23 protein-coding genes are annotated in these 25875 nt (G+C 57.2%); 7 read left to right on the forward strand and 16 right to left on the reverse strand.

Translation table 11 applies throughout. The features are described 5' to 3' along the window. Positions 1–29: 29 nt before the first annotated feature. Complete coding sequence (gene thiI / locus BM373_RS08430; RefSeq protein ID WP_090460963.1) at positions 30–1478, reverse strand: tRNA uracil 4-sulfurtransferase ThiI; 1449 nt, start codon at positions 1476–1478, stop codon at positions 30–32. Positions 1479–1674: 196 nt separating this feature from the next. Between thiI and xseB the strand changes: the two genes are divergently transcribed. The 4 genes from xseB (at position 1675) to BM373_RS08450 (ending at position 5744) form a co-directional block, all read left to right on the forward strand. Next, entirely contained in the window at positions 1675–1917 is a 243-nt protein-coding gene (gene xseB / locus BM373_RS08435; protein ID WP_090460964.1) for an exodeoxyribonuclease VII small subunit, read from the forward strand. Position 1918: 1 nt separating this feature from the next. Continuing rightward, positions 1919–2818 carry a (2E,6E)-farnesyl diphosphate synthase gene (gene ispA, locus BM373_RS08440; RefSeq protein WP_090460965.1) on the forward strand — a complete coding sequence of 300 codons (900 nt, stop codon included), beginning with the start codon at positions 1919–1921 and terminating at the stop codon, positions 2816–2818. A gap of 24 nt (positions 2819–2842) precedes the next feature. After that, complete coding sequence (dxs, locus tag BM373_RS08445) at positions 2843–4705, forward strand: 1-deoxy-D-xylulose-5-phosphate synthase (protein ID WP_090460966.1); 1863 nt, start codon at positions 2843–2845, stop codon at positions 4703–4705. 64 nt (positions 4706–4769) lie between these two features. Further along, the gene (locus BM373_RS08450; protein WP_090460967.1) at positions 4770–5744 is read left to right on the forward strand and encodes an aldo/keto reductase; all 975 of its coding nucleotides are present in this window, start codon (positions 4770–4772) and stop codon (positions 5742–5744) included. A gap of 140 nt (positions 5745–5884) precedes the next feature. Here BM373_RS08450 and pgpA read toward each other — a convergent pair whose 3' ends face one another. The 6 genes from pgpA to nrdR all read right to left on the reverse strand — a co-directional run bounded on the left by pgpA (position 5885) and on the right by nrdR (position 9992). Then, entirely contained in the window at positions 5885–6397 is a 513-nt protein-coding gene (gene pgpA, locus BM373_RS08455) for a phosphatidylglycerophosphatase A (RefSeq protein WP_090460968.1), read from the reverse strand. Further along, complete coding sequence (thiL, locus tag BM373_RS08460; RefSeq protein ID WP_090460969.1) at positions 6378–7355, reverse strand: thiamine-phosphate kinase; 978 nt, start codon at positions 7353–7355, stop codon at positions 6378–6380. Before thiL ends, pgpA begins: the two co-directional genes overlap by 20 nt. An 81-nt stretch (positions 7356–7436) precedes the next feature. After that, positions 7437–7856, reverse strand: a complete 420-nt coding sequence (gene nusB, locus BM373_RS08465) for a transcription antitermination factor NusB (RefSeq protein ID WP_072567523.1) — start codon at positions 7854–7856, stop codon at positions 7437–7439. 21 nt (positions 7857–7877) lie between these two features. Continuing rightward, positions 7878–8348, reverse strand: coding sequence for a 6,7-dimethyl-8-ribityllumazine synthase (ribE, locus tag BM373_RS08470; protein ID WP_090460970.1), 471 nt, complete (start codon positions 8346–8348; stop codon positions 7878–7880). 86 nt (positions 8349–8434) lie between these two features. Continuing rightward, positions 8435–9538 (reverse strand): bifunctional diaminohydroxyphosphoribosylaminopyrimidine deaminase/5-amino-6-(5-phosphoribosylamino)uracil reductase RibD, encoded by a 1104-nt coding sequence (gene ribD, locus BM373_RS08475; RefSeq protein WP_090460971.1) that lies wholly within the window; start codon positions 9536–9538, stop codon positions 8435–8437. 4 nt (positions 9539–9542) lie between these two features. Then, a complete protein-coding gene (gene nrdR / locus BM373_RS08480; RefSeq protein ID WP_090460972.1) occupies positions 9543–9992 on the reverse strand; it encodes a transcriptional regulator NrdR in 450 nt (149 codons plus the stop codon). Between the two features lie 154 nt (positions 9993–10146). Between nrdR and BM373_RS08485 the strand changes: the two genes are divergently transcribed. Together BM373_RS08485 and BM373_RS08490 are read left to right on the forward strand one after the other, a co-directional pair. Then, positions 10147–10689: a SadB/YajI family lipoprotein gene (locus BM373_RS08485; RefSeq protein ID WP_090460973.1), complete on the forward strand. Its 543-nt coding sequence runs from the start codon at positions 10147–10149 to the stop codon at positions 10687–10689. A gap of 269 nt (positions 10690–10958) precedes the next feature. Next, on the forward strand, positions 10959–11843 hold the full coding sequence (locus BM373_RS08490) for a nucleoside-specific channel-forming protein Tsx (RefSeq protein ID WP_090460974.1): 885 nt from the start codon (positions 10959–10961) through the stop codon (positions 11841–11843). A gap of 37 nt (positions 11844–11880) precedes the next feature. On the opposite strand, the gene BM373_RS08495 is transcribed toward BM373_RS08490, so the two are convergent. The 6 genes from BM373_RS08495 to queA form a co-directional block, all read right to left on the reverse strand. Next, the gene (locus tag BM373_RS08495) at positions 11881–13281 is read right to left on the reverse strand and encodes a M24 family metallopeptidase (protein WP_090460975.1); all 1401 of its coding nucleotides are present in this window, start codon (positions 13279–13281) and stop codon (positions 11881–11883) included. A gap of 114 nt (positions 13282–13395) precedes the next feature. Then, positions 13396–14367: a protein translocase subunit SecF gene (gene secF / locus BM373_RS08500; RefSeq protein ID WP_090460976.1), complete on the reverse strand. Its 972-nt coding sequence runs from the start codon at positions 14365–14367 to the stop codon at positions 13396–13398. A 10-nt stretch (positions 14368–14377) separates the two neighbouring features. Continuing rightward, positions 14378–16225 carry a protein translocase subunit SecD gene (gene secD / locus BM373_RS08505; RefSeq protein WP_090460977.1) on the reverse strand — a complete coding sequence of 616 codons (1848 nt, stop codon included), beginning with the start codon at positions 16223–16225 and terminating at the stop codon, positions 14378–14380. 27 nt (positions 16226–16252) lie between these two features. Beyond that, entirely contained in the window at positions 16253–16585 is a 333-nt protein-coding gene (yajC, locus tag BM373_RS08510) for a preprotein translocase subunit YajC (RefSeq protein WP_002890398.1), read from the reverse strand. A 22-nt stretch (positions 16586–16607) separates the two neighbouring features. Then, on the reverse strand, positions 16608–17735 hold the full coding sequence (gene tgt, locus BM373_RS08515; protein ID WP_090460978.1) for a tRNA guanosine(34) transglycosylase Tgt: 1128 nt from the start codon (positions 17733–17735) through the stop codon (positions 16608–16610). Between the two features lie 228 nt (positions 17736–17963). Next, positions 17964–19034, reverse strand: coding sequence for a tRNA preQ1(34) S-adenosylmethionine ribosyltransferase-isomerase QueA (queA, locus tag BM373_RS08520; protein ID WP_090460979.1), 1071 nt, complete (start codon positions 19032–19034; stop codon positions 17964–17966). Positions 19035–19250: 216 nt separating this feature from the next. On the opposite strand from queA, the gene acpH reads away from it, so the two are divergent. After that, on the forward strand, positions 19251–19832 hold the full coding sequence (gene acpH / locus BM373_RS08530) for an ACP phosphodiesterase (protein WP_090460981.1): 582 nt from the start codon (positions 19251–19253) through the stop codon (positions 19830–19832). 3 nt (positions 19833–19835) lie between these two features. Here acpH and BM373_RS08535 read toward each other — a convergent pair whose 3' ends face one another. From BM373_RS08535 to malZ, 3 genes are read right to left on the reverse strand one after another with little or no spacing between them, the layout of a single operon-like run. Beyond that, complete coding sequence (locus BM373_RS08535) at positions 19836–21206, reverse strand: DUF3999 family protein (protein ID WP_090460982.1); 1371 nt, start codon at positions 21204–21206, stop codon at positions 19836–19838. Next, positions 21203–23881: a DUF2339 domain-containing protein gene (locus BM373_RS08540; RefSeq protein ID WP_090460983.1), complete on the reverse strand. Its 2679-nt coding sequence runs from the start codon at positions 23879–23881 to the stop codon at positions 21203–21205. Before BM373_RS08540 ends, BM373_RS08535 begins: the two co-directional genes overlap by 4 nt. 27 nt (positions 23882–23908) lie before the next feature. Then, positions 23909–25750: a maltodextrin glucosidase gene (malZ, locus tag BM373_RS08545; protein ID WP_090460984.1), complete on the reverse strand. Its 1842-nt coding sequence runs from the start codon at positions 25748–25750 to the stop codon at positions 23909–23911. Between the last annotated feature and the right edge of the window lie 125 nt (positions 25751–25875).

The raw sequence follows: 25875 nt of genomic DNA on the forward strand, positions 1-25875 counted from the left end.
TAACCTTGCGCTACCGGGCATTCGGGCAATTACGGGCGATACACTTTCACGTTGTTAAAGCCCTGCTCGCGCAGATAGAGCGCCTGCAGGCGGCTCATCACACCGCGTTCGCACCACAGCAGCCAGGTTTTGCTCTGATCGAGATCGCCAAACTTCGTGCTGAGTTTGTAGAACGGCAGCGACACCACTTCAACGCCTTCCACGTTTAACGGCTTGTCGTCCTGCTCGTCAATGGAGCGGATATCCAGAATCGCCTCGTTCGGGCCAAAACCGGTGACGGTTTCCACTTCCACCACGTCCTGCTCGGTCTGGGTGGCGATTTCGCGGATGTCGATATTGCTCGCCGCTGCGACCACTTCATCGAGAATAGCAAAGTTGAAGTTTTCTTCTTCCGCTTCGATCTTTCCTTTAACGGCTTTCACGGTCGGGCTTTTCGAAATCACGCCGCAGTATTCCGGCATGGTACGGGCAAAATCAGCGGTGCCGATTTCGCGCGCCAGATCGATGATGTGCTCTTTATCGTGAGAGATCAGCGGACGCAGGATCAAGGTGTCAGAAACGTTGTCGATAAGGCGCAGGTTGGTCAGCGTCTGGCTGGACACCTGGCCCAGCGCTTCGCCGGTGACCAGCGCCTGCACGCCGTAGCGTTCTGCTACCTGCGATGCCGCGCGGACCATCATGCGTTTGAGTACCACGCCCATCTGCCCGTCTTCGACTTTTTCGAGGATCTCGCCGACAACCGGTTCAAAATTGATGGCCACAAAACGCACGCGGTGCGAACTGCCAAAGCGGTTCCACAGATAATGCGCGACCTGGCGGACGCCGATTTCATGCGCCGCGCCGCCCAGATTAAAGAAGCAATAATGCACGCGGCAGCCGCGACGCATTAGCATGTAGCTGGACACACCAGAGTCAAATCCGCCGGAAATCAGCGACAGCACATCTTCCTGGGTACCGATCGGATAGCCGCCGATGCCTTCATAGCGGCCTTTGACCAGCAGCAGGCGATCGTTTTCGATTTCCAGATGAACGGTGACGTCCGGCTGGGTCAGCTTCACGCGCGCCGATTCGATATGCTGATTTAATCCGCCGCCGACATAGCGTTCGACTTCAATCGAACTAAACTCATGTTTACCGCGGCGTTTTGCGCGTACGCAGAAGGATTTTCCTTCCAGCTGGTCGCGGAACTGGACCAGCGCTTTCTCAAAGATGTCGTGCAGGGAGGTGAAAGGGACATCTTCCACTTCCAGAATATGGTGGATCCCCGGAATGCGGGTCAGGGCATCACGAATCGCCAGACGTTCGTTCTCGTCTTTGGCGCGGACTTCGATATGATCCCAGTGGCGAACAATAGCAATGGTTTCGGCGTACTGCTTAAGGACGTTACGAATATTTCCGGTCAGCATCTTAATAAAGCGCAAACGCACAGATTGGCTTTTGATGGTGATTTCCGGGAACAATTTAATGATAAACTTCATGGCGGCAATGGTTCTTTGGCAAGTCGACAGACTGACTTGTGAGGGGAAAAATACAGCAGCCCACACCTGCGGCTGCATCCAGGCGCAGAAGTATACCACCATCATGGGCAAGCTGTGCATATTCGCGTTATTTGCTTAGCTTCGCGACTCCGCTACCATAGCGGGGCCGAATAAATATGAGAGTCAGATATTCACTATGCCAAAAAAAAACGACGCACCGGCCAGTTTCGAAACGGCGCTTACTGAACTGGAACAGATCGTAACGCGTCTTGAAAGCGGCGATTTACCGCTCGAAGACGCACTCAATGAATTCGAGCGCGGTGTTCAACTGGCGCGCCAGGGGCAAACCCGGCTGCAACAGGCGGAACAGCGCGTGCAGATCCTCCTTTCTGACAACGAAGATGCGCCTCTGACGCCTTTTACCCCGGACGCCGGTTAACATGGATTTTATTTCGCAACTCGATCTCTGCGTGGATCGCGCTAACAGTGCGCTGCGGCAGTTTATTGCGCCCCTGCCCTTTCAGAACACTCCTCTGGTTGAGGCCATGCAGTATGGCGCATTGTTAGGCGGTAAGCGGCTGCGACCTTTTCTGGTGTATGCCACCGGCGAGATGTTTGGCGTCAGCGTGCAAACGCTTGATGCGCCTGCGGCCGCGGTGGAATGCATCCACGCTTATTCGCTGATCCATGACGATCTCCCGGCGATGGACGATGACGATCTGCGTCGTGGGCAGCCGACCTGCCACATTAAATTTGGTGAAGCGAATGCCATTCTTGCGGGCGATGCCCTTCAAACGCTGGCGTTTTCGATTCTCACTGACGCGCCAATGCCGGAAGTGGCATTACGCGATCGCCTGGCGATGGTTTCCGAACTGGCGCAGGCCAGCGGCGTGGCGGGAATGTGCGGCGGTCAGGCGCTGGATCTGGAAGCCGAAGGCAAACAGGTCAATCTTGAAGCATTAGAGCGCATCCATCGGCATAAAACCGGTGCGTTGATCCGCGCAGCGGTCCGAATGGGTGCGTTAAGCGCGGGCGATAAAGGCCGCGAAGCGTTGCCGGTGCTCGACAGGTTTGCTGAGAGCGTCGGCCTGGCGTTCCAGGTTCAGGATGACATTCTGGATGTGGTGGGTGATACTGCGACCCTTGGCAAACGCCAGGGTGCCGATCAGCAATTAGGTAAAAGTACCTACCCCGCACTGCTGGGCCTGGAGCAGGCCCGAACAAAAGCCCGTGACCTGATTGATGATGCCCGCCAGTCATTAGCACAACTGGCCGCACAATCACTGGATACCACGGCACTGGAAGCACTGGCGAATTACATAATCCAGCGTGATAAATAATGTTCAAATTCTATTGAGAACCTGATGAGTTTTGATATTGCCAAATACCCGACTCTGGCGCTGGTAGACTCCACTCAGGAGTTACGCCTGCTGCCGAAAGAGAGCCTGCCGAAACTGTGCGACGAGCTGCGCCGCTACTTGCTCGACAGCGTAAGCCGTTCCAGCGGCCACTTCGCCTCCGGGCTTGGCACCATCGAGCTGACCGTGGCGCTGCATTACGTCTATAACACGCCCTTCGATCAGTTGATCTGGGACGTGGGCCACCAGGCTTATCCGCATAAAATCCTCACTGGTCGCCGTGACAAAATCGACACTATCCGTCAGAAAGGCGGCCTGCACCCGTTCCCGTGGCGCGGCGAAAGCGAGTATGACGTATTAAGCGTTGGCCATTCGTCCACCTCCATCAGCGCCGGGATCGGCATTGCGGTGGCGGCGGCGAAAGAAGCCAAACAGCGCCGCACCGTCTGTGTAATTGGCGATGGCGCGATCACCGCGGGCATGGCTTTTGAAGCGATGAACCACGCGGGCGATATCAGACCTGACATGCTGGTGGTGCTGAACGACAACGAAATGTCGATCTCAGAAAACGTCGGCGCGCTGAATAACCATCTGGCGCAACTGCTCTCAGGCAAACTCTATTCCACGCTGCGCGAAGGCGGCAAAAAAGTGTTCTCCGGCGTGCCGCCAATTAAAGAGCTGCTCAAACGCACCGAAGAACACATCAAAGGCATGGTCGTGCCGGGCACGCTGTTTGAAGAACTGGGCTTTAATTACATTGGCCCGGTTGACGGACACGATGTGCTGGGCCTCGTCACCACGCTTAAAAACATGCGCGATCTGAAAGGCCCGCAGTTTTTACATATCATGACCAAAAAAGGTCGTGGCTATGAACCGGCAGAAAAAGACCCTATCACTTTCCACGCTGTGCCGAAGTTCGATCCCGCCAAAGGGACGTTGCCGAAAAGCAGCGGCGGTATGCCGTCTTATTCAAAAATCTTTGGCGACTGGCTGTGCGAAACCGCCGCCATCGACAGCAAACTGATGGCGGTCACGCCCGCCATGCGTGAAGGCTCCGGCATGGTGGAGTTTTCCCGTCAGTTCCCGGATCGCTATTTCGACGTGGCGATTGCCGAACAGCATGCGGTCACCTTCGCGGCAGGGCTGGCGATTGGTGGCTACAAGCCGGTGGTGGCGATCTACTCCACCTTCTTGCAGCGCGCCTACGATCAGGTGATCCACGATGTGGCGATCCAGAAATTACCGGTGCTGTTCGCCATTGACCGTGCGGGCATCGTCGGCGCTGACGGGCAGACGCACCAGGGCGCGTTCGATATCTCTTACCTGCGCTGCATCCCGGACATGGTGATCATGACGCCGAGCGATGAAAACGAATGCCGCCAGATGCTGTTCACCGGTTATCACTATAACGACGGCCCGGCTGCGGTGCGTTACCCACGCGGCAATGCGGTGGGCGTTGAACTCGCTCCGCTGGAAAAAATGCCGATCGGTAAAGGGGTGGTAAAACGTCGCGGTGAGAAGCTGGCGATCCTCAACTTCGGCACCCTGTTGCCGGAAGCGGCAGCGGTGGCGGAATCGCTTAACGCGACGCTTGTGGATATGCGTTTTGCCAAACCGCTGGATGAAGCGCTGATTCTGGAGATGGCGGCGCGTCATGAATCGCTGGTGACGCTGGAAGAAAACGCCATTATCGGCGGCGCGGGCAGCGGCGTGAATGAAGTGCTGATGGCGCATCGCAAACCGGTGCCGGTTCTTAACCTCGGCCTGCCTGACCACTTTATCCCGCAGGGCACGCAGGATGAAGCGCGCGCGGAGATTGGCCTGGACGCCGCAGGCATGGAATCACGCATCCGCTCCTGGCTGGCATAACTCCCCTCTTCCGCTCCTGCTATGCTTAAAGGTAATTTCTTACCCCAATAGCAGGAGTGGAACCATGCAATACAACACGTTAGGAAAAACAGATCTCAAGGTTTCCCGTCTTTGTCTGGGCTGTATGACTTTTGGTGAACCAGACCGCGGGAATCACGCCTGGACCTTGCCCGAAGAGAGCAGCCGCCCGATCATCAAACACGCCCTTGAAGGCGGTATCAACTTTTTCGATACCGCGAACAGCTATTCCGATGGCAGCAGTGAAGAGATCGTTGGTCGCGCACTGAAAGATTTTGCCCGCCGCGAAGAAGTGGTGGTCGCAACCAAAGTGTATTACCCGTCCGGCGATCTCACCGAAGGCCTTTCCCGCGCGCAAATCCTGCGCTCCATCGACGACAGCCTGCGTCGTCTGGGCATGGAGTATGTCGATCTGCTGCAAATCCACCGCTGGGATTACAACACGCCGATTGAAGAGACGCTGGAAGCGCTGGATGAAGTAGTGAAATCCGGCAAAGCGCGGTTTATCGGCGCATCGTCGATGCACAGCGAGCAGTTTGCTCAGGCGCTGGCGCTGCAAAAACAGCACGGCTGGGCCTCTTTTGCGACCATGCAGAACCATTACAACCTGATCTACCGCGAAGAAGAGCGGGAGATGCTGCCGCTATGCTATCAGGAAGGCATCGCCGTGATCCCCTGGAGTCCGCTGGCGCGTGGTCGCCTGACGCGTCCGTGGGGGGAAACCACCGCCCGCCTGGTCTCTGACGAAGTGGGGAAAAATTTGTATAACGATGCAGATGCCAGCGACGCGCAAATCGCGGAACGACTGGCGGGCGTGGCGGAAGAGACGGGTGCAACGCGGGCGCAGGTGGCACTGGCATGGCTTCTGAGCAAACCGGGCGTGGTCGCGCCGATTATCGGTGCCTCGCGGGAGGAACAGCTTGAGGAGTTACTTCAGGCGGTGGATCTGACGCTGACTGAAGAGCAGATTGCCGAGCTGGAAACGCCGTATAAGCAGCATGCGGTGGTGGGGTTTAAGTAACCCCTCACCCCGGCCCTCTCCCCAGGGGAGAGGGAGAAAGGCGGGCAACTCTCCCGGCTAAAGGGAGAGGGAGAAAGGCGAGTTCACGCACGGTTTGTCCCCTCTCCCTCAGGGAGAGGGTTAGGGTGAGGGTGGTGTTGTTAGATAATCCCAATCGGCCAGTGATGCCCGATATAGTACAAAATCCCCGCCGCCACGATCCCGGCAACGATATCATCCACGATAATCCCCATCCCACCATGCACGTTGCGGTCAAACCAGCGGATCGGCCAGGGCTTCCACATATCAAAAATACGGAACAGCACAAATCCGGCGGCGACCCACTGCCAGTCGTTGGTGGGCAACGCCATCAGGGTGATCCACATGCCGATAAATTCATCCCAGACAATGCTGCCGTGATCGTGCACGCCCATGTCTTTCGCGGTCTGGTGGCAAAGATACACACCGATGCTGATCGATAACATCACCACCATCGAGTAAAGCTGCCACGGCAGGAAGGTCATCAGATACCAGAAGGGAATGGCCGCCAGCGAGCCTGCGGTTCCTGGCATAATTGGGCTTAAGCCGCTGCCAAAACCAGTGGCCAGCAAATGCCAGGGATTGCGTAAATTAAGACGGCTTTTAGCGATATCTTTAGTGCGCTGCAAAGTGATCGTATCCTTTTAAATCAAATTTCACCGGCTGGCCCGCGCGGGTATAGCTGATGCCCTCGACATCTGCGCTCATCTGGCCCACGCAGGTGAACTGCGTGCCAGTCTGCTTTAGCGCCACATCAAGCGCACCGCGATTGAGTTCCGGCACGGTAAAGCACAGCTCGTAATCTTCGCCGCCCGCCAGCGCCCAGTGCAGAGCCTGCTCAGGATCGACGTGTCGTTGCATCGCCTCGGACAACGGCATGGCGTCCATATCGATAAACGCCCCGCAGTCGCTGGCTTTCAGGATATGCCCAAGATCGGAACTAAGACCGTCAGATAAATCGATAGCTGAACTCGCCAGCCCGCGTAACGCCTGCCCCTGCAGAATGCGCGGCGTCGGGCGCAGATGGCGTTTTACCAGCCAGTCGGCGTCTTTCGCGTCTTCAACGCACAGGCGGTTTTGCAAAATCGCCAGCCCGGCGGCGCTGTCACCCGGCGTGCCGGTGACGTAGATCCAGTCACCCGGTTTTGCGCCGGAACGTTTCAATGCGCGGCCCACGGGAACGTAGCCGTAAATACCCAACGTCATCGACAGCGGTCCACGCGTGGTGTCCCCGCCGATCAGTTGCATATCGTAGTAATTAATTTGCTCAAACAGGCTGTCGCTGAAGGCAGCAAGCCACGCTTCATCCACTTCGGGCAGCGTCAGTGCAAGGGTAAGCCAGGCCGGATCTGCGCCCATGGCAGCCAGATCGCTTAAGTTTGAGGCCAGTGCTTTATGCGCCAGATCGGCGGGAGAAATGTCCGGCAAAAAGTGATTGCCGCATACCAGCGTATCAGTGCTGATCGCCAGCGTTTGTTTTTCCGGGACGTTGAGCAGTGCGCAATCGTCACCAATGCCGGTTTCGACATCCAGACGCGCACGTCTGACTCGGTCAAAATAACGGGCAATAAGGGAGAATTCGCCGCATGCCATACGTTATGCCTCAGCAGAAAAATAGACGGGAGCCTGGCGCGCAACGAAATGCCATCAGCACTTCGTTACGCAGACCAGAGATTACTTTTTGTGGGGGCGGATCGCGGGTGCGGCTTTATCCAGCACGCCATTGACGAACTTGTGGCTGTCTTCAGCGCCAAAGGTCTTAGCCAGTTCGATGGCTTCGTTAATGGCCACTTTGTAAGGCACGTCAGCACGTTTTGACAGTTCAAACAGCGCAATGCGCAGCACCGCTTTCTCAACCTGGCCCAGCTCTTCGAGCAAACGGGACAGGTAAGGCTTCATCAGTCCGTCGAGATATGCGCTGTTAGTCGCCACCCCGGACAGCAGTTCGCGGAAATACGCGATGTCGACATCTTTGACATCCTGTTCAGACAGGAACTGGTATTCAACATCGGCGATGTCGTTCTGGGACAACTGCCAGGAGTAAAGCGCCTGAACGGCACACTCACGGGCGCGGCGACGAGCAGCAGGTTTCACGGAATTCCCCTTACAAAAAAATCAGCCTTTAATGGCCTTCAATACATTAATCATCTCAAGCGCGGTCAGTGCCGCTTCAGCACCTTTGTTACCCGCTTTGGTACCCGCGCGCTCGATGGCTTGTTCAATACTTTCAGTGGTGAGTACACCAAAGGCTACCGGAATTTCGCTGCTTTCAGCGACATGCGCCAGACCATTGCTTGCACCGCCAGCCACATATTCAAAGTGAGCGGTACCGCCACGGATCACCGTGCCGAGCGCAATAATCGCATCATATTTAGCGGTCTTCGCCAGCGCACCCGCAGCCAGAGGCAGCTCATAGGCACCTGGAACCCAAACCACGGTGATGTTTTCATCTTTAACCTGACCGATACGTTTTAACGCATCAATAGCGCCGTCCAGCAGGCTGTCGTTGATGAAGTTGTTGAAACGCGCAATGGTGATGGCGACGCGAGCGTCCGGGGCAGCAACGGTAGCTTCAATAATGTTCATACTCTTCCTTTACGGGTTCATTTGCCCCACAAGGGGGGCGGATTTTATCATAATAATTCGCGCACTGCTTCCCTTTTACGAGGGCATTACACGTTGGTCAGATGCAGGCAAATATCGCGCCCCACCTGTCGAATTTCACTGAATGTAAACTGCGGCGCGTCGGCCAGTTTTTCAAGTCCTGGCAGAACGCAAAGGCCGCGCGCGTCGCTTCCGAGCAGCGTCGGCGCAAGGTAAACCACCAGTTCATCCACCAGTCCCGCGCTTAACAGTGCACCGGCAAGGCTGGCACCGGCTTCAACCCAGATGCTGTTAATCTGCTCGCGACCGAGCAACATCATCATGACCACCAGGTCAAGATGGCCGTTGTGTTCCGGCACAGTAATATGGCGTACGTTCTCCGGCCAGTTTTGTGCATCCGGCCGGGTGCGGGCAAACCAGGTTTCGCAGGGCTGATTCACCAGACGATGCGCAGGCGTGACGCGGTTCTGGCTGTCGATCACAATGCGCAACGGCTGACGCAGATCCTCTTTGGCGTACAGGTCCTGGGTGTCGGCTGAAAGCTCACCCCAGCGCACGTTAAGCAGAGGATCGTCGGCCAGCACCGTGGCGCTGCTGGTGAGAATAGCATGGCTCTGCGCACGCAGGCGCTGCACGTCCCGGCGCGCTTCCGGGGAGGTGATCCACTGACTTTCACCGCTGGCCATCGCCGTGCGACCATCGAGGGACGCGCCCAGTTTCAGTTGCACATACGGAAAGCCGGTGCGCATCCGTTTCAAAAAGCCTTTGTTGAGGTTTTCCGCTTCACTCATCATCAGCCCGTGGCTGACTTCAATGCCTTCCTGTTGCAGACGGTACAGCCCTCGCCCGGCGACCTGCGGGTTAGGGTCCTGCATCGCCGCAACCACCCGGCTCACCCCGGCGGCAATCAGCGCTTCGCAGCAGGGCGGCGTGCGGCCGTGGTGGCTACAGGGTTCCAGCGTCACGTAAGCCGTGGCACCGCGCGCCTTCTCGCCTGCCATACGCAGGGCATGAACTTCGGCGTGGGGTTCGCCCGTGCGCTGGTGGAAACCTTCCCCGACAATCACGCCGTCTTTGACGATCACACAGCCGACGTTCGGATTGGGATGGGTGGTAAAACGCCCGCGCTGCGCCAGTTTCAGCGCACGCGCCATGTACATTTCGTCCTGCATGAACTTAATCCTGTAAGCGGGCGATCTCTTCGCCAAATTCGCGGATATCTTCGAAACTGCGGTAAACGGAGGCAAAGCGGATATAGGCCACTTTATCGAGCTTTTTAAGCTGCTCCATCACGAGGTTGCCGATCATTTTGCTGGGGACTTCGCGCTCGCCGGTAGCACGCAGTTGCGATTTGATGTGATTGAGCGCCATTTCGACGTCATCGGCGCTGACCGGGCGTTTTTCCAGCGCGCGGAGCATGCCGTTGCGTAATTTATCTTCGTTAAACGGCTCGCGGATTTCATTGCTCTTCACCACGCGCGGCATGACCAGTTCGGCCACTTCGAAGGTCGTAAAGCGCTCGTTACAGACCAGGCACTGGCGGCGACGGCGTACGGATGAACCTTCGCCCACCAAACGAGAGTCGATTACTTTGGTATCCACGGCTAAGCAAAATGGGCAATGCATACGGCGTCCTGACGGTAAAGTGATATGAAACCTATTTTAACCCGAACTGGCACGACAACAAAGGCAAGACCGCTTTTGAGACAAAGGATCGATGCCAGCGCCGCGCCGCCGGACTACTATTAACAGCAATGCTATGTTGAAGGAAACCGACACAATGACAAGACGTTACCTTAAATCGCTGCTCCTGATGAGCGCTTTTGCCCTCAGCGCCTGTGCACAGCAAAGCGAAGTGCGCCAGTTGCATCAAAGTGTAAGCACGCTTAACAAAGAGATGAGCAAGCTGAATCAGGAAACGGTGAAAATCACTCAGCAAAACTCACTGAATGCCAAATCCAGCAATGGCGTGTACTTGTTGCCGGGGGCCAATACCCCTGCCCGCCTGCACAGCCAGATTGGAATGCTGAAAATGTCGCTGAAGGATGTGGCACCCAATGCAGGCGGTACGCGTGTGACGCTGCGCATTCAGGGAGAATCTAACGATCCGCTCCCGGCGTTTAGCGGCACCGTCGAGTGGGGTCAAATTCAGGGCACCACAGAAAACTTCCAGGAAGTTAATGTGCAAAATCAGCTGATTAATGCGCCCGCCAGCACGCTTGCCCCGAGCGATGTGGATATTCCGTTGCAGCTTAACGGTATCACGCCTGAGCAGTTAGGCTTTGTGCGTATTCACGATATTCAGCCTGCCATCACGCAATAAATTCTTACAGGGCGGTGCCAGCCGCCCTTCTTCTTTGCGCCACTGATTTCCCATCAAATATTGGCAATGTGAATTATTGCCAGTACAATCGCGCCGTTTTATCTACGCAAACGTGAACGCAATCGATTACGCGTGTGACAGATCTGTGAAACAACACATATTTTTGTGAGCAAGGATACTTATAATAGCCCGCAGAAATACAAAACATTTAGTAACGCAATTTGCGCGTCCTTTCGCTCCCGTAAGGGAACTCAATCAGTGGCTAAACTATGAAAAAAACTTTACTCGTCGCCGGTGCGGCACTGGCGCTCTCCTCCGCTTTCTCTGCTAACGCGGCTGAAAACGACAAACCGGAATTCGTCTCTGACTGGTGGCACCAGAGCGTAAACGTGGTGGGCAGCTATCACACCCGTTTTGGACCGCAGATCCGCAACGATACCTATCTGGAATATGAAGCGTTCGCGAAAAAAGACTGGTTTGATTTTTATGGCTATCTGGATGCGCCGGTCTTCTTCGGCGGTAACACCGATGCGAAAGGGATCTGGAACCACGGTTCTCCGCTGTTTATGGAAATCGAACCGCGCTTCTCTATCGACAAACTGACCGACACCAGCCTGGCGTTTGGCCCGTTCAAAGAGTGGTATTTCGCCAACAACTATATCTACGATATGGGTCGCAACGAATCTGGCCGTCAGAGCACCTGGTACATGGGTCTGGGCACGGATATCGAAACCGGCCTGCCGATGAGCCTCTCTCTGAACGTCTATGCAAAATACCAGTGGCAGAACTACCTGGCAGAGAACGAAAATGAGTGGGACGGCTACCGTTTCAAAGTGAAATATTTCGTGCCGATCACCCAACTGTGGGGCGGCAACCTGAGCTACATCGGTTTCACTAACTTTGACTGGGGTTCAGACCTTGGCGACAACGGCTTCCGCGATCTGAACGGTCGTAAAGCGCGTACCAACGACTCTATCGCCTCCAGCCACATCCTGTCTCTGAGCTACGATCACTGGCACTACTCGGTAGTTGCCCGTTACTGGCACAACGGCGGTCAGTGGAACGACGACGCGAGCCTGAACTTCGGCAACGGCAACTTCAGCGTGCGTTCTACCGGTTGGGGTGGTTACCTGGTGGCAGGTTACAACTTCTAATCGGCCTGATAAGCCCGGCAAGCGCTGCCGGGCTTTTTTAATTTTTACACACCAATGCCGACGACTTATCCAGCAGCCACGGGCGCAAATACCCCACCGTGTTGGAGAATGGCAGCACCTCTTCAGGCAGTTGAATATTCAGCGTGCTGGTGATGTACGCCCGCCGGTGCTGGACGCGCGCCCACAGATCCGGGTACTCACTCGCCAGTTGTTCCCGCAAGGCGGTATCCGCCAGCGCCACCGTGTCTTCAATACTCGCACCCGCATACCCCGCCCGTGACGGGATAATATCGATTTGCAGCAGCATGCCGCTTTTTAACGTTTGCGAAGAACCGGGCGCGATCGGCGAGCACAACCACTCTTCGTCGGCGACCAGATGCCCCGGATTCAGATGCCAGTGGTATTCCGCTTTCGGTAATACTGATTCTATCAGCGCGTAAATCTCACCGCCCGTCACCCCGACGCGCAGGTTTTCAAGCCAGGCGACTACCGCGCGGTAATAAGGGATCGCCACCACGTCCAGATAATTCGCCACCTCCGGCATCAGTTCTGACGCATCATGGACCACATACGCCGCCCGGCTGCTTAAGCCGCCTTTGTAACTGGTGGTCAGGGAAAACTTATCGCCGAGGGTAATAATTTTATCGCCCGGGTAAAGACCGGCGTTGGCGAAACGCTCGCCGGTGGCGGCAATGGAGATCACATTATGCGGCTGGCCCTGGGCTGCCAGACATGCGCCGATCTGCTTTTCGGTTTTACCCGGTTCAATGGCATTCAGCGCAGTGAGAATGGCCGTGGACGCCAGATTCGCGCCGTATTCGTAATGCGCCAGCTCGTTGGCGTTGTTAACCACGCGCGCGCCGGAATCGGGCGAGATAAACACCCCGGTGGCGTTGACCACCGCCGTTCCGGGTGTGACGGCCGCGTGGAGTGTCTGCATGATGAAGTACGGCACATCGAACATCTGCTCAGGAACATCCTGCGTACCGGTAAACAGCTTCCAGCCCGCCACGCCGACACGGAGTTTATCGGTCAGGCCTGCCTGCTGGAGTAATTCCGCCAGCGTGACGTCATGCGTCATCGGCTGATTGGGCAGCGAAAACCACGGCGCGTGCAGCACCCGGTTTTCGAGACGGGCATAACGCGCCAGCTTGAGATTCTCATTACCCAGCACCAGCACCGCCTCGCCCGACTGATGCAGTACCAGCAGCGCCTCTTCAAAGCGGGGAATAAATCCGGTCAGGTATTCAAAATTGCCGCCGTGCTCTTTATCGGCGTACACCACCAGCGCATCCAGCGCCAGCCGCTGCATCTGCGCAATCACCCGCGCTTTACGCGCTTTCAGGGTGGCATCGCTGAGCGTGACCGATGGCAGATTGTGCCAGCAGGTGGGTTGGGGTATGGACTGAAGGACAAACGAATGGGCGGGCCTGTTCATTGCAAAGTGCTCCCTGTCATCTGGACGTGAACAGGCAGAGTAGCGCAAAAACGAATAGTCAGAATAAAAAAATCCCGGCCTGTTGACCGGGATCTTCTTTCAGCGGAGCAAAAGTTACGGAAGGATGGACGGTTGATCCGCGCCTTCTTTCTCGACTTTTTGCACCAGCAGATGCTCGCGCTTCATGCCCAGTTTCAACGCCAGCGCGGACGCGACGTAGATGGACGATGCCGTACCGATGGAAACACCGATAAGCATGGTCAGGGAGAAGCCCTGCAGCATTGCGCCACCGAACAGGTAGAGCATCAGGATAACCACTAACGTGGTACCTGAGGTGATCAAGGTCCTGTGCAGCGTCTGGGTCAGCGACACGTTAAAGATTTCGTAAGGCGTTCCGCGGCGGATCTTGCGGAAATTCTCACGAATACGGTCGGAAACCACGATGCTGTCGTTAAGCGAGTAACCGATCACCGACATCAGCGATGCCACGATGGTCAGGTCAACTTCGATATGGAACAGCGACAGCACGCCCATGGTAATGATCACGTCGTGCGCCAGCGCAATAACCACACCGGCAGCCAGACGCCACTCAAAGCGGAAACCGACATACACCAGGATGGAGATCAGGGCCACCATTAGCGCCATCGCGCCCGTTTGTGCCAGATCGGCACCCACGCTCGGCCCGACAAACTCAATGCGCTTCACAGCGGCATTCTGGCTGGTCGCTTCGTTAATCACGCTCACGACCTTGCTGCCCAGTGCCTGGCCGCCGTTCGCGCCTTCGGCTGGCGGCATACGCACCATGATGTCGCGGCTGCTGCCAAAGTTCTGCAACAGCGGATCGGCAAAACCTGCTTTCTCCAGCGATTCACGCATCAAATCCATATCGGCTGGTTTTTCCAGCGAGATTTCAATGACCGTGCCCCCGGTGAAATCCAGACCCCAGTTAAAGCCTTTCACGCCAATAATGACCAGTGACAGGATCAGCAGAAAACCGGAGAGGCCGAACGCCCAGTTATCCCAGCGCATAAAGTCCCAGACTTTACGGCCGTAGTTCAATTGTTCAACAGTATATTCCTGTGCCACAACGCACTCCTCAGATAGACAGCTTTTTGACGCGCTTGCCGCCATACAGCAGGTTCACGATGGCACGGGTGCCGACAATAGCGGTAAACATCGACGTTGCCACACCGATACCGGTAGTAATAGCAAAGCCTTTGATCGCGCCAGTACCCACTGCATACAGGATCAGAACCTTGATCAGTGTTGTTACGTTCGCATCGAAGATGGAGCTAAACGCCCCTTTGTAACCTTCATCAATCGCCTGTTGGACAGAGCGACCGTTGCTCAGTTCTTCTTTAATACGCTCGTTGATCAGTACGTTCGCATCCACCGCCACCGCAAGGGTTAAGACGATACCCGCGATCCCCGGCATCGTCAGCGTCGCCCCTGGCAGCAGGGACATAATGCCAACAATCAGCACCAGGTTCGCGATAAGCGCAGTGGTCGCAATCAGGCCAAACTTCTTATAGAAGAACAGCATGAAGAGGATGGAAACGGCCAGACCCGCCAGACACGCTTCCAGACCCTGAGTGATGTTTTGCATCCCAAGGGTTGGACCGATCGTGCGTTCTTCAACGATCTGAATCGGCGCAATCAGCGCACCCGCACGCAGCAGCAGCGACAGCTGACGCGCTTCGTTCGGGTTGTTGATACCGGTAATACGGAAGCTGTTACCCAGGCGAGACTGGATATTCGCGACGTTAATCACTTCTTCCTGTTTCACCAGCACCGCGCGCCCGTTGGCATCTTTTTTACCGCTGTCTTTGTACTCCACAAACAGGGTCGCCATCGGTTTACCGATGTTGTCCTTGGTGAAGTTAGACATGATGTTGCCACCTGCGCTATCAAGCGAGATGTTAACCTGCGGCTGGTTGTATTCGTCCTGGCTGGAAGTGGAATCGGTGATGTGGTCACCGGTCAGGATCACGCGTTTGTACAGCACAACTGGCTGGCCTTCGCGCATCTGTTTCACTTCGGAATCACCCGGTACACGGCCAGAAGCCGCCGCCGACTGATCGACGTTCGTGTTTACCAGACGGAATTCCAGCGTCGCGGTTGCGCCCAGAATTTCTTTCGCGCGAGCGGTGTCCTGAATACCCGGCAGTTCAACCACGATGCGGTCAGCACCCTGACGTTGAACCAGCGGCTCAGCCACGCCCAGTTGGTTTACACGGTTACGCAGGATATTGATGTTCTGCTGAACGGCGTATTCACGCGCTTCGCTCAGACGCGCATCGGTCATGACCGCGCGCAGAGCGTTACCGCTTTGGCTGGTGATCACCATATCGCGATGGCGCGCGGTCAGATAGCTGATGGCTTTATCGCGCGCCGCGCTGTCGCGGAACACAATGCTGACGCCATAGTTATCTTCTTTACGCACGTTGGTGTAAGGGATGCCCTGCTCACGCAGATCGCTACGCAGGCTGTCGGTATTTTGTTCCTGGAGCTTACCGAGGGCGGTATCCATGTCCACTTCCATCAGGAAGTGCACGCCGCCACGCAGGTCGAGACCGAGTTTCATCGGCTCGGCGTTGATGGTGGATAACCAGCGCGGCGTTGCGGGCGCAAGGTTCAGCGCGACAACATATTTGTCACCCAATACGCTGAGCATCGCCTCACGAGCGCGAAGCTGCATATCGGTGGAGTCGAAGCGCGCCAGAATAGCGCCCTCTTCCAGTGCCACAGACTTAGCGGGAATTTTTTCTTGTTGTAAAGTTTTCTGGACCTGGATCAGCGTTTGCTCACTGGCGGCGACACCGCGCGCGCCAGTGATTTGAACAGCCGGATCCTCACCATACAGGTTGGGAAGTGCGTAAAGCAGGCCGACGATAATCACGACGACCAGCATAATGTACTTCCACAAAGGATAACGGTTTAACACGGCAGTTCCCTTTGGGAAAACGAAAGATTACAGCGCCTTCATGGTGCCTTTCGGCAGAACGGCAGCTACGAAGTCACGTTTGATAACCACTTCAGTGGTATCGTTCAGTGCGATAGCAATGTAGCCCGTTTCTGCTACTTTGGTCACGCGACCTACCAGGCCACCGTTGGTCAGCACTTCATCGCCTTTCGCGATGGAGTTCATCAGGTTTTTGTGCTCTTTGGTGCGTTTCTGCTGTGGACGCAGGATCATGAAGTAGAAGATCAGACCAAACACCACCAGCATCAGAATCAGAGACATCGGGCTGCCCTGCGCCGGAGCACCTGTTGCCGCTACCGCATCAGAAATAAAAAAGCTCATTCAAATTCCCTCATTATTAAAATTAATCAACGTTCAAAGGTGGAACATCCCGGCCCTGACGTTGGTAAAAATCGGTCACGAAGCTCTCTAATTTACCCTCTTCGATAGCCTTGCGTAAACCAGCCATTAAGCGCTGGTAGAAACGCAGGTTATGAATGGTATTGAGGCGCGCGCCCAATATTTCGTTGCAACGGTCAAGATGATGCAAGTAGGCGAGCGAATAATTGCGACACGTATAGCAATCACACTCTTCATCAAGCGGGCCAGTGTCGCTTTTGTACTTCGCATTGCGAATTTTCACTACGCCTTTGGTGACAAACAGATGGCCATTACGCGCATTACGTGTTGGCATCACGCAGTCAAACATGTCAATGCCGCGACGCACACCTTCAACCAGATCTTCTGGTTTACCGACGCCCATCAGGTATCGCGGTTTATCTGCCGGGATTTGCGGGCAAACATGCTCAAGAATGCGGTGCATATCTGCTTTCGGCTCGCCGACAGCCAAACCGCCGACAGCGTAGCCATCAAAGCCTATCTCTACCAGACCTTTGACGGAGATATCGCGTAAATCTTCGTAAACGCTGCCCTGAATAATGCCGAACAGCGCGTTTTTGTTCTCAAGCGAATCAAAGCGGTCGCGGCTGCGTTTTGCCCAGCGCAGGGACATTTCCATGGAGCGCTTCGCATAATCCCAGTCCGCCGGGTACGGCGTACATTCGTCGAAGATCATCACGATGTCGGAGCCGAGATCGTACTGGATCTCCATCGATTTTTCGGGATCGAGGAAAATCGGATCGCCGTTGATTGGGTTGCGGAAGTGCACGCCCGCTTCGGTGATCTTGCGGATGTCGCCCAGGCTGAAAACCTGGAAGCCGCCGGAATCGGTGAGGATCGGCCCTTTCCACTGCATGAAGTCATGTAAGTCGCCATGCAGCTTCATGATTTCCTGGCCGGGACGCAGCCACAGGTGGAAGGTATTACCGAGGATGATTTGTGCGCCAGTGGCTTCAACTTCTTCCGGCGTCATCCCTTTTACGGTGCCGTAGGTGCCTACAGGCATAAAAGCAGGCGTTTCAACGACGCCGCGATCAAACACCAGGCGGCCACGGCGTGCGCGCCCGTCGGTGGTATCCAGTTCAAATTTCACTACGTTTCTCCTGCATCAGAGAGACAGTCTGATGGTTAATATTGCGGGATGAAGGAGGGTATCACCCTCACCCCGGCCCTCTCCCTGAGGGAGAGGGGGAAAGGCGGTTCCGTGCCCGTTTCATCCCCTCTCCCTCAGCGAGAGGAGAAAGGCGGGTCCGGGTCGTGCTCGATCCGTTCCCTCTCCCTCAGGGAGAGGGTTAGGGTGAGGGTGGCACGCAAGGAAAACTCACTCGCCCGGACGCTCGTTTACCGCGTGCGGATTGTACGTGATAAACATCGCATCCCCGTAACTAAAAAAGCGATATTCCGCTTTTACTGCCGCGTCGTAGGCCTGCATGGTGGCTTTATAACCAGCAAACGCTGAAACCAGCATAATCAGCGTGGATTCCGGCAGGTGGAAATTGGTCACCAGGGCGTCAATCACCCGGTACTGATAGCCCGGATAAATAAAGATTTGCGTATCGCCAAAGAACGGCTCGATCAGATCGTTTTTGGCGGCCTGGGCCGCGCTCTCAAGGGAGCGTACCGACGTGGTGCCGACGGCGATTACCCGATTGCCGCGCGCTTTGGCGGCCAGCACCGCGTCGACCACCTCCTGCGGCACTTCGGCGTATTCGGAGTGCATGATGTGATCTTCGATAGAATCGACGCGCACCGGCTGGAAGGTACCCGCGCCCACGTGCAGCGTGACAAAGGCCTGTTCAATACCTTTCTCGCGCAGACGCGCCAGCAAGGGTTCATCAAAGTGCAGACCTGCGGTTGGTGCGGCGACGGCACCCGGCTTCTGGCTGTAGACGGTCTGATACAGCTCGCGGTCGGCGTCTTCGTCCGGGCGATCGATATACGGCGGCAGCGGCATGTGGCCGATGGCGTTGAGGATATCCAGCACCGGGCGTTCGTCGTGGAATTCGACTTCAAACAGCGCGTCGTGGCGGGCGATCATCGTCGCATTAATGCTTTCATCGTCGCCCAGCAGCAGTTCGGCACCTGGCTTCGGTGCTTTGGAGGCGCGAATATGTGCCAGAATACGTTTATCATCGAGCATCCGCTCAACCAGCACTTCAATCTTGCCGCCGCTGGCTTTACGACCAAACAGACGCGCCGGGATCACGCGGGTGTTATTAAAGACCAGCAGATCGCCAGGGTTGAGCTTATCGAGCAAATCGGTGAAAGTACCGTGTGTCAGCGCGCCGGACGGCCCGTCCAGCGACAGTAAACGGCAGCTACTGCGCTCAGCTTGTGGGTAATGGGCTATCAGGGATTCGGGTAATTCAAAGGAAAAATCGGCAACACGCATGACACTAACTCAAGACTTAACAAAGAGGCGGGTAGTCTAGTGCCGGGGCGTGCTCCCTGCAACCGTTACCCTCTGTCGGCTCAAAATATACTCGAAATAATTCGAGTTTCAGGAAGGCGGCAAACGAGCGAATCACCAGGAGCAGAGATAACTCTGTGACTGGTGTGAACGAGTGCAGCCAACGCACATGCAACTCGAAGTATAAAGAGTATAACAATGAACTTTCTTGCTCACCTGCACCTTGCTCACCTGGCCGACAGCTCGCTGTCCGGGAATTTACTCGCTGATTTTGTTCGCGGTAATCCGCAGGATGATTACCCGGCTGAGGTCGTCGACGGCATTCATATGCACCGCCGCATCGACGTGATGACCGATAACCTGCCCGAAGTGCGCGAAGCCAAAGAATGGTTTCGCCCGCACACCCGCCGGGTCGCCCCGATTACGCTCGACGTGATGTGGGACCATTTTCTCTCGCGTCACTGGTCGCAAATTTCGCCCGACATGCCGCTGTCAGCCTTCGTCGGCTACGCCCACGCACAGGTCGCCACCATTCTCCCCACCTCACCTGCGCGGTTCGTTAACCTTAATGAATACCTGTGGTCGGAAAGGTGGCTGGAGCGTTACCGCGAAATGGCGTTTATCCAGCAGGTTTTAAACGGGATGGCGAGCCGCCGCCCGCGGCTCGATGCGCTACGCGATTCCTGGCAGGACCTGGATACGCACTACGACGCACTGGAAAACCTGTTCTGGCAGTTTTATCCCCGCATGATGGCGCAGGCGAAAGAGAAAGCGCTGTAGGCGCTACGCCTGCCCGCGCACTTCGCGCCAGATTTTTAGCGCAATCCAGATAAACACCAGCACGCCCAACACCAGCGCGGCCCAGAGCAGCATAGTTTGCCACTGGCTGCGCTGTTCCACCGGATCCACCGCCGTAAGCCGGGCTTCGCCGCCGAGCGTGATTTTCTCCTGCGCATCGGCATAGGGCAGCGTACCGGCCCCGGATTGCCGCAGCTCAGGCGGGAGCAGCATGGTCTCCTCCAGCGCCTGCGTCCGTGCCGCCTTATTCCCCCAGGCGAGTAAGAACGGGCCGTTCCCCTGCGCGTTAAAGACCAGCATCTGACTGACGCGCTCACCGCTGACGGCGATCTGCGCATCGCCCAGTTGTCCGTTGATTGCCGTAACGCGGATCGCCTGCACCCCACCGCCATCAAGGGCAATGGCCCCTGACGCACTGCCGTTGAACTGATAAATCACTTTTTTCGTCAATGGCTGCCACTCGGCCTGCGCATCACGGCGATAATCAATCTGCACCGGCAGCGCCTGCCCGTTCTGCATTTCCAGGTTGAGGGTTACCAGCGGCTGTGGCTGCGGCCAGTGGTACTCCCTCACCGACGAGGAAACCGCCCTTTCGGTGGCCGCAAGGGGGATATTTTTGACGTCATCGACATGCCCTTTAGCAATGGCCGTCGCCCCGGTCAGCGTCACGGAATGCGCGGCATCGCGGAATACCACCAGCAGGTAGCGGATATCCGGCGGCATTATCGTCATTGTGTTTTCCACGCTGTCGAGCAGCAACCGGTCACCGCCCGTGGTCAAATCCATCAGGGGCATATCACCGGCAAACGGTAACCAGCTTTTTAAATCGCTGCTATAAAATACGTCCACCCGCCCCTGCCAGTTAGCGGGCGCGTCCCGCCAGGCGAGTTTTAGCTGCGACAGCGTAAATTCATCCTTGCGCCCGTCAGGCAGCGCCAGCAGATAGCGTGCGCCCGTGGCCTCTTTCACGTCGCCTTCCAGACGAATTTCAATGCCGTTTTGTGAGCGCAGCCAGAGCGTGTCGGCCCCGGTATTTTTCTCCGGCATCGCCGCCACCGGGAAAACGCGCAGCGCCAGGCTTTCCACCTGCTGATTTTTTTGTACGTCCGGGATCAGGGTAAAGGGCACCGTCTCGCCCTTCTGGTTAAAAACCCGCACATCGCGCAGATCGGACCAGGCGCTTTCGGTGTAGACATTTTCCGGCAGGCTCAACTGGTACAGCGGGGAAGGCGTTTGCGCGTTGATCGCAGCGCCCCACGCATAATCCTGCGGCGTTTCCTGGCGCTCATCCTGAGCCCAGCCCGGCAGTGCCACAGCCAGCAGCGCCCACAGCAGCAGATTGTTGACGATTTTCATTGCCCTTCTCCCTCGCTTTGCGCCTGCCGTGCTTTTGGCGGCAGCGGCGCGAAATATCCTACGATCAGCACCAGAACCGCCACGCCGATAAAGGCGATGGCACGCGCCAGTCCGCCGCCGTGCGCGCTGTCCACCAGCATTAATTTGACGATCACCACGCCCAGAAGCCCCGCACCGTACAGCCAGTGCTGGCGGGAGTGTTGACGCGTTGCCCGCACCATTACCAGCAGCGCCACCAGCATCCAGAACAGAGCAAAGGTGGTCTGCACCAGCCGCGATGCCCACAGCGCATCTGCCGTCCAGGTGATTTCCCCGTACCAGGCCAGCGTGCGCATCAGCGCGCCGTTAAGCCACCAGAACGCCAGTGCTGCCAGCGCCAGTGGTACCCATTTGTTGATTTCAGCGGCAAATGTCGGCAAGGCGCGTGCGCACAACCGTGCCTGCACATAAAGCGCGAGCAGCGCGAAGGCCGCGCCCTCTTCCAGCGGATTGACCAGCGGCAGATAGCGCCAGCCCACCGCCGTGCCGTGATGAAGGTTTGCCAGCACCAGCAGCATCAATAAAACCGGCACCAGCGGGGCTGCCGCCAGCGCACCGTACCACACCGGCCAGACGCGCAGCGGCCACAGGCCACGGTTTAACCCGGCGTTGACCAGCAGGATCACCGCCGCGCCCGCGGCCATCGGCAGTCCGGCCTGCCACGGCATCATTCCCCAGCCGAGCGAGTCGATAAACCACCACAACTCCGCCGCAAGCGCGGTGAGGATCAGCCAGAACAGCGACAGATGCAGCGCCTGCGAGAAGTACTTCACGAAGGTGACGTTCTCCTTAGCAAGCAGCCAGAACGCGGAAGGCAGCGCGATAAGCCAGGCAAGATTTTGCCAGCCAGCGTCGAAAATCGCTCCTTCACCGATCTGCCAGCAGAGCGTGGCGAGCATCGCGGGCCACAGCAGCCAGATGGCGTAGCCCAGCACGGGCCAGTTCAGCCGGTGGCTGGCGATCCGCCAGAGGTGAACGCTCACGCCGAGCAGCGCCAGCACGCCTGGCATCGTCGCCATAAATCCGCTTAACGCCAGCAGCGACAGGCCGTGCAGCGCCAGCAGCCAGAAGAGAACAGAACCTGCCAGCAGCGTATAACTGCCCTGTTTCTCAAGCCCGCGCCACAGCCACGCGCCCGCAAGCCAGGTGAGGCTCAACACGCCAAAAATCATCAGTTCTGACAGCGGCGGCAACGGTTCCTGCGCCACCCACAACGCGCTTCCCAGCGCCATCACCAACAGCGCCGTGCCGCTGTAGCTCATCCGCCGCTGTTGCTGCATGACGCCCAGCCAGAGGATGCCAAGCCCCTCCAGCGCCCACGCCATTGAGGTCCAGCGCATAGAGAGTGCAAGCGGAATTGCCAGGGTGACAAACGCACCGCCCAGTGCCAGCGCCGCCAGCAGCAGCGGTCTTCCCAGCGTCGGGTAACGCTTCAGCACCAGCCAGGCCATCGTCAGGTAAAACGCACCAAAACCCAGCGCCGAAAACGCCGGGCCAAAAGCGTAATCATGGGTCAGACCGTACTGCATCCCGAAGCCGAGCAGCGGCGGTGCGAACAGTAAAATGCCATCAAGCACCCGCCGATCGCCCCGCTGCGCGCGCAGCGACAAGCCGACGCTCAGCACGCCAAACAGCAGGATATTAACGATGAGGAAAAGCTGGCAGATCAGGTAGAACTCAGGCCGGTAATCGTGCAATCCCCAGATACCGCCGATGCCGAAGGTAAATGCCATGCCGAGCAGATTCAGCTCGCGCCAGTGCTGCCAGGCGCTGATGGCGAGAATGCCGCAGGAGAGCAGGAGGTAGAACGAAAAGAGCGCGATGAAATTACCGCTGCCGGTCGAGAGCAACAGCGGCGCGAGATACCCGCCGAGGCTCGCCAGCATCGCCAGACTCAGGGCACGTTGCAGCACCGCCAGCGCCACGCTTATCGCACAGATCAGCAGCAACAGCCCGAACGCCAGCGTCATCGGCAGCATCTGCCACAGGCGGAATGCGCCAAACACCGTAAGATAGAGCGCACCCGTGGCACCGCCCTGTAAGATCAGGGCATAAACCCGCTGCTTATGCCGCAGCCGCCAGCCCAGATAGAGCAGTCCGGCCGCCGCCAGCGACGCCGTTGCCAGCCGCAATTCCAGCGGGAAAAGATCGCGCTCCACGCTGTAGCGGAATAAAAACGCCAGCCCAAGAAACAGCAGCAGAATGCCGAGTTTGGCCAGCGGATTGCCGCGCATAAACCAGCCCACCAGCGTGGTGAGTGTGCCGCCGAGCGGGTTTTCGCGGGGAGTGGGAATAGCCTCAGGGACAGATTCCGGTTCAGGCGCAGTTTCAGGTGCGGATTCAGGTACAGGTTCCGGGGGCGCAATCACAGGCGCACCCCAGACATCGTGCGGCGTGGCCGCCTGCACAGGCATCGCAGGTGGCGCGATCTCCTGCATGACAGGCGCAGGCGTCATTTGCGGAACGACCTGCTCCCCGCCCGCCAGACTTTGCTCAAGAAGGGCGACCCGTTCACGCAGCGCGCCCAGTTCCCTTTGTGCATCGCTGCTTTTTCGCCATGCCATAACCGCCAGACAGGGTGCGACGATCAACACGAAAAACAGCACAATACCGGCAATCAGTAAAAGCTCATCCATGGTTTTACCTGAGGTAAAAGAGTTCAGTTATGCCGGGATAGTAGTTCGAATCTCACTCCCGCGCCACACTGTTGCTGAAATTGCAGGCAGGCCAAGCACGCCATCTTCCAGGTAACCGTTACCCTCTTTGCAGTGCCAGGCGTCGACGCTGACCAGCGCTAAATCGGTTAAAACCACTTCGCACGGCTGACCCCGGTTGATCGCCACCAGCACGCGCTCGTTCTGCCAGACGCGCACAAACACCACTACATCGCCTTCGGCATGCAGCACCTGGCAGCCGCCGTAGCGCAGGGCGCGGCTTTGCTTGCGCAGTTTGATCATCCGCTGGTAAAGCGCGAACAGGCTGGCATCCTGCTGCGTTTTATCCCACGGGAACGGCTTGCGGCAGAAAGGATCGTTGCTGCCATCCAGCCCCACCTCATCGCCGTAATAGATGCACGGCACGCCGGGCCAGCTAAACAGCCAGACCACCGCCAGCGGCATCCGGGCGATGTCTTTGCCGAGCAGCGTTTTGAAGCGGCTGGTGTCGTGGCTGTCGAGCTGGTTGAACATGCGTAGCTGCTGCTGATGCGACAGGCCCGCGCGATAGTTATCCATCCACGCCACGCAATCGCGGGCGTCGAGGTGCTGCGGATCGTATGAGATATCGGTATTCGCCAGAAATCCCCACAGCGGCAGGGTAAAGCCCCGGTAGTTCATCGCCGCGTCTTCCGCGTCGGCCTGCAACCACTGGCGCGCATCGCCAAAATGCTCGCCAAGGATATAGGCATCCGGGCGGGTTTCTTTCGCCGCCTGGCTGATGCCGCTGACGTGCAGCAAATTATTGCGCGCGCCGCCCGCTTCACCGAGCATGTGCACCACGTCCAGCCGCCAGCCGTCCATGCTCCAGGGCGCTTTCAGCCAGTGGCGCACAATACTGTCTTCGCCTTTGTAGATCTCATCCACCAGCGCGTCGGCCTGATAATCCAGCTTCGGCAAACTGGGGTAGCCGAGCCAGTCGAGGGCGTGGCCCTCGTCCGAGAAGCTAAAAAACGACCGCCAGTGGGAATCCGGGTTGTGGCACGCCCCGCCGGTGCCGCGATTGTGGCGATCAAACCAGGCGTGGGAGTCGCCGCTGTGATTGAACACGCCGTCGAGCAACAGCCGCATCCCCTCGCGCTGGGTGTTAGCGCGCAGACGCAGCAGCGCCTGGTCGCCGCCAAACTGCGGATCAACATGGCGATAATCTTCGGTGTCATATTTATGCACGCTCGGCGCGGTAAACACCGGGTTGAGATAGAGCGCGGTGACACCGAGTTTTTTCAGGTACGGGAGTTTTTCGCTGATGCCATCGAGATCGCCGCCGTAAAAAGTCGATCCGCCCGCTTCCGCGGTTAACGGTTCATCCCAGTTGCGCAGCACGATTTCGCGCCCGGCGGCGTGATGATAATACACGTTGTCCTGATTAGCCGTGCGCGGCAGGCTGCGGGCGAAGCGATCCGGGAAGATCTGGTAAAACACCTGATCCGCCACCCACTGCGGGCCGTTGTCGGGGTAATCCACCGCAAACTGCTCAAGGCGCGCGGGCGGAAAACGGGCGAATCCCTGCGGCGTGAACCAGCACTGTCGGTTGTCCCACAGCAGCTTAAAGCTGTAGCGACGGCGCGGCTGGCCTTCGGTCAAATCGATGCGCGCGCGCCAGGCGACAATGCCCGGTTGCGGGGCGAGACGATGGCGGTGCATCTCAATGGAATATTCTTCATTGTCTTTTTCCGCACGCAGTTTAACCCGCGTCGGCAGATCGCTGCCCGAAAGCCAGAGGGTGATAACAAGCTGATCTTTATTGCGTTTAATAAACGGCGCAACCGGAAGATGCCAGGCGTTCAACATCGGTTTTCCCCTTTTATAAAAATGACGCCACCTTGCCACAGGGCTTTTAAGGATAACTCATCACGGCGTTAATAATTGAGGGAGGAGATCGGGGGAGGAGGAAATGACCGGGCAGCCAGATGCCG

Origin of the sequence: Enterobacter sp. kpr-6 (assembly GCF_900116015.1) — a bacterium.
Lineage (GTDB): Bacteria > Pseudomonadota > Gammaproteobacteria > Enterobacterales > Enterobacteriaceae > Enterobacter_D.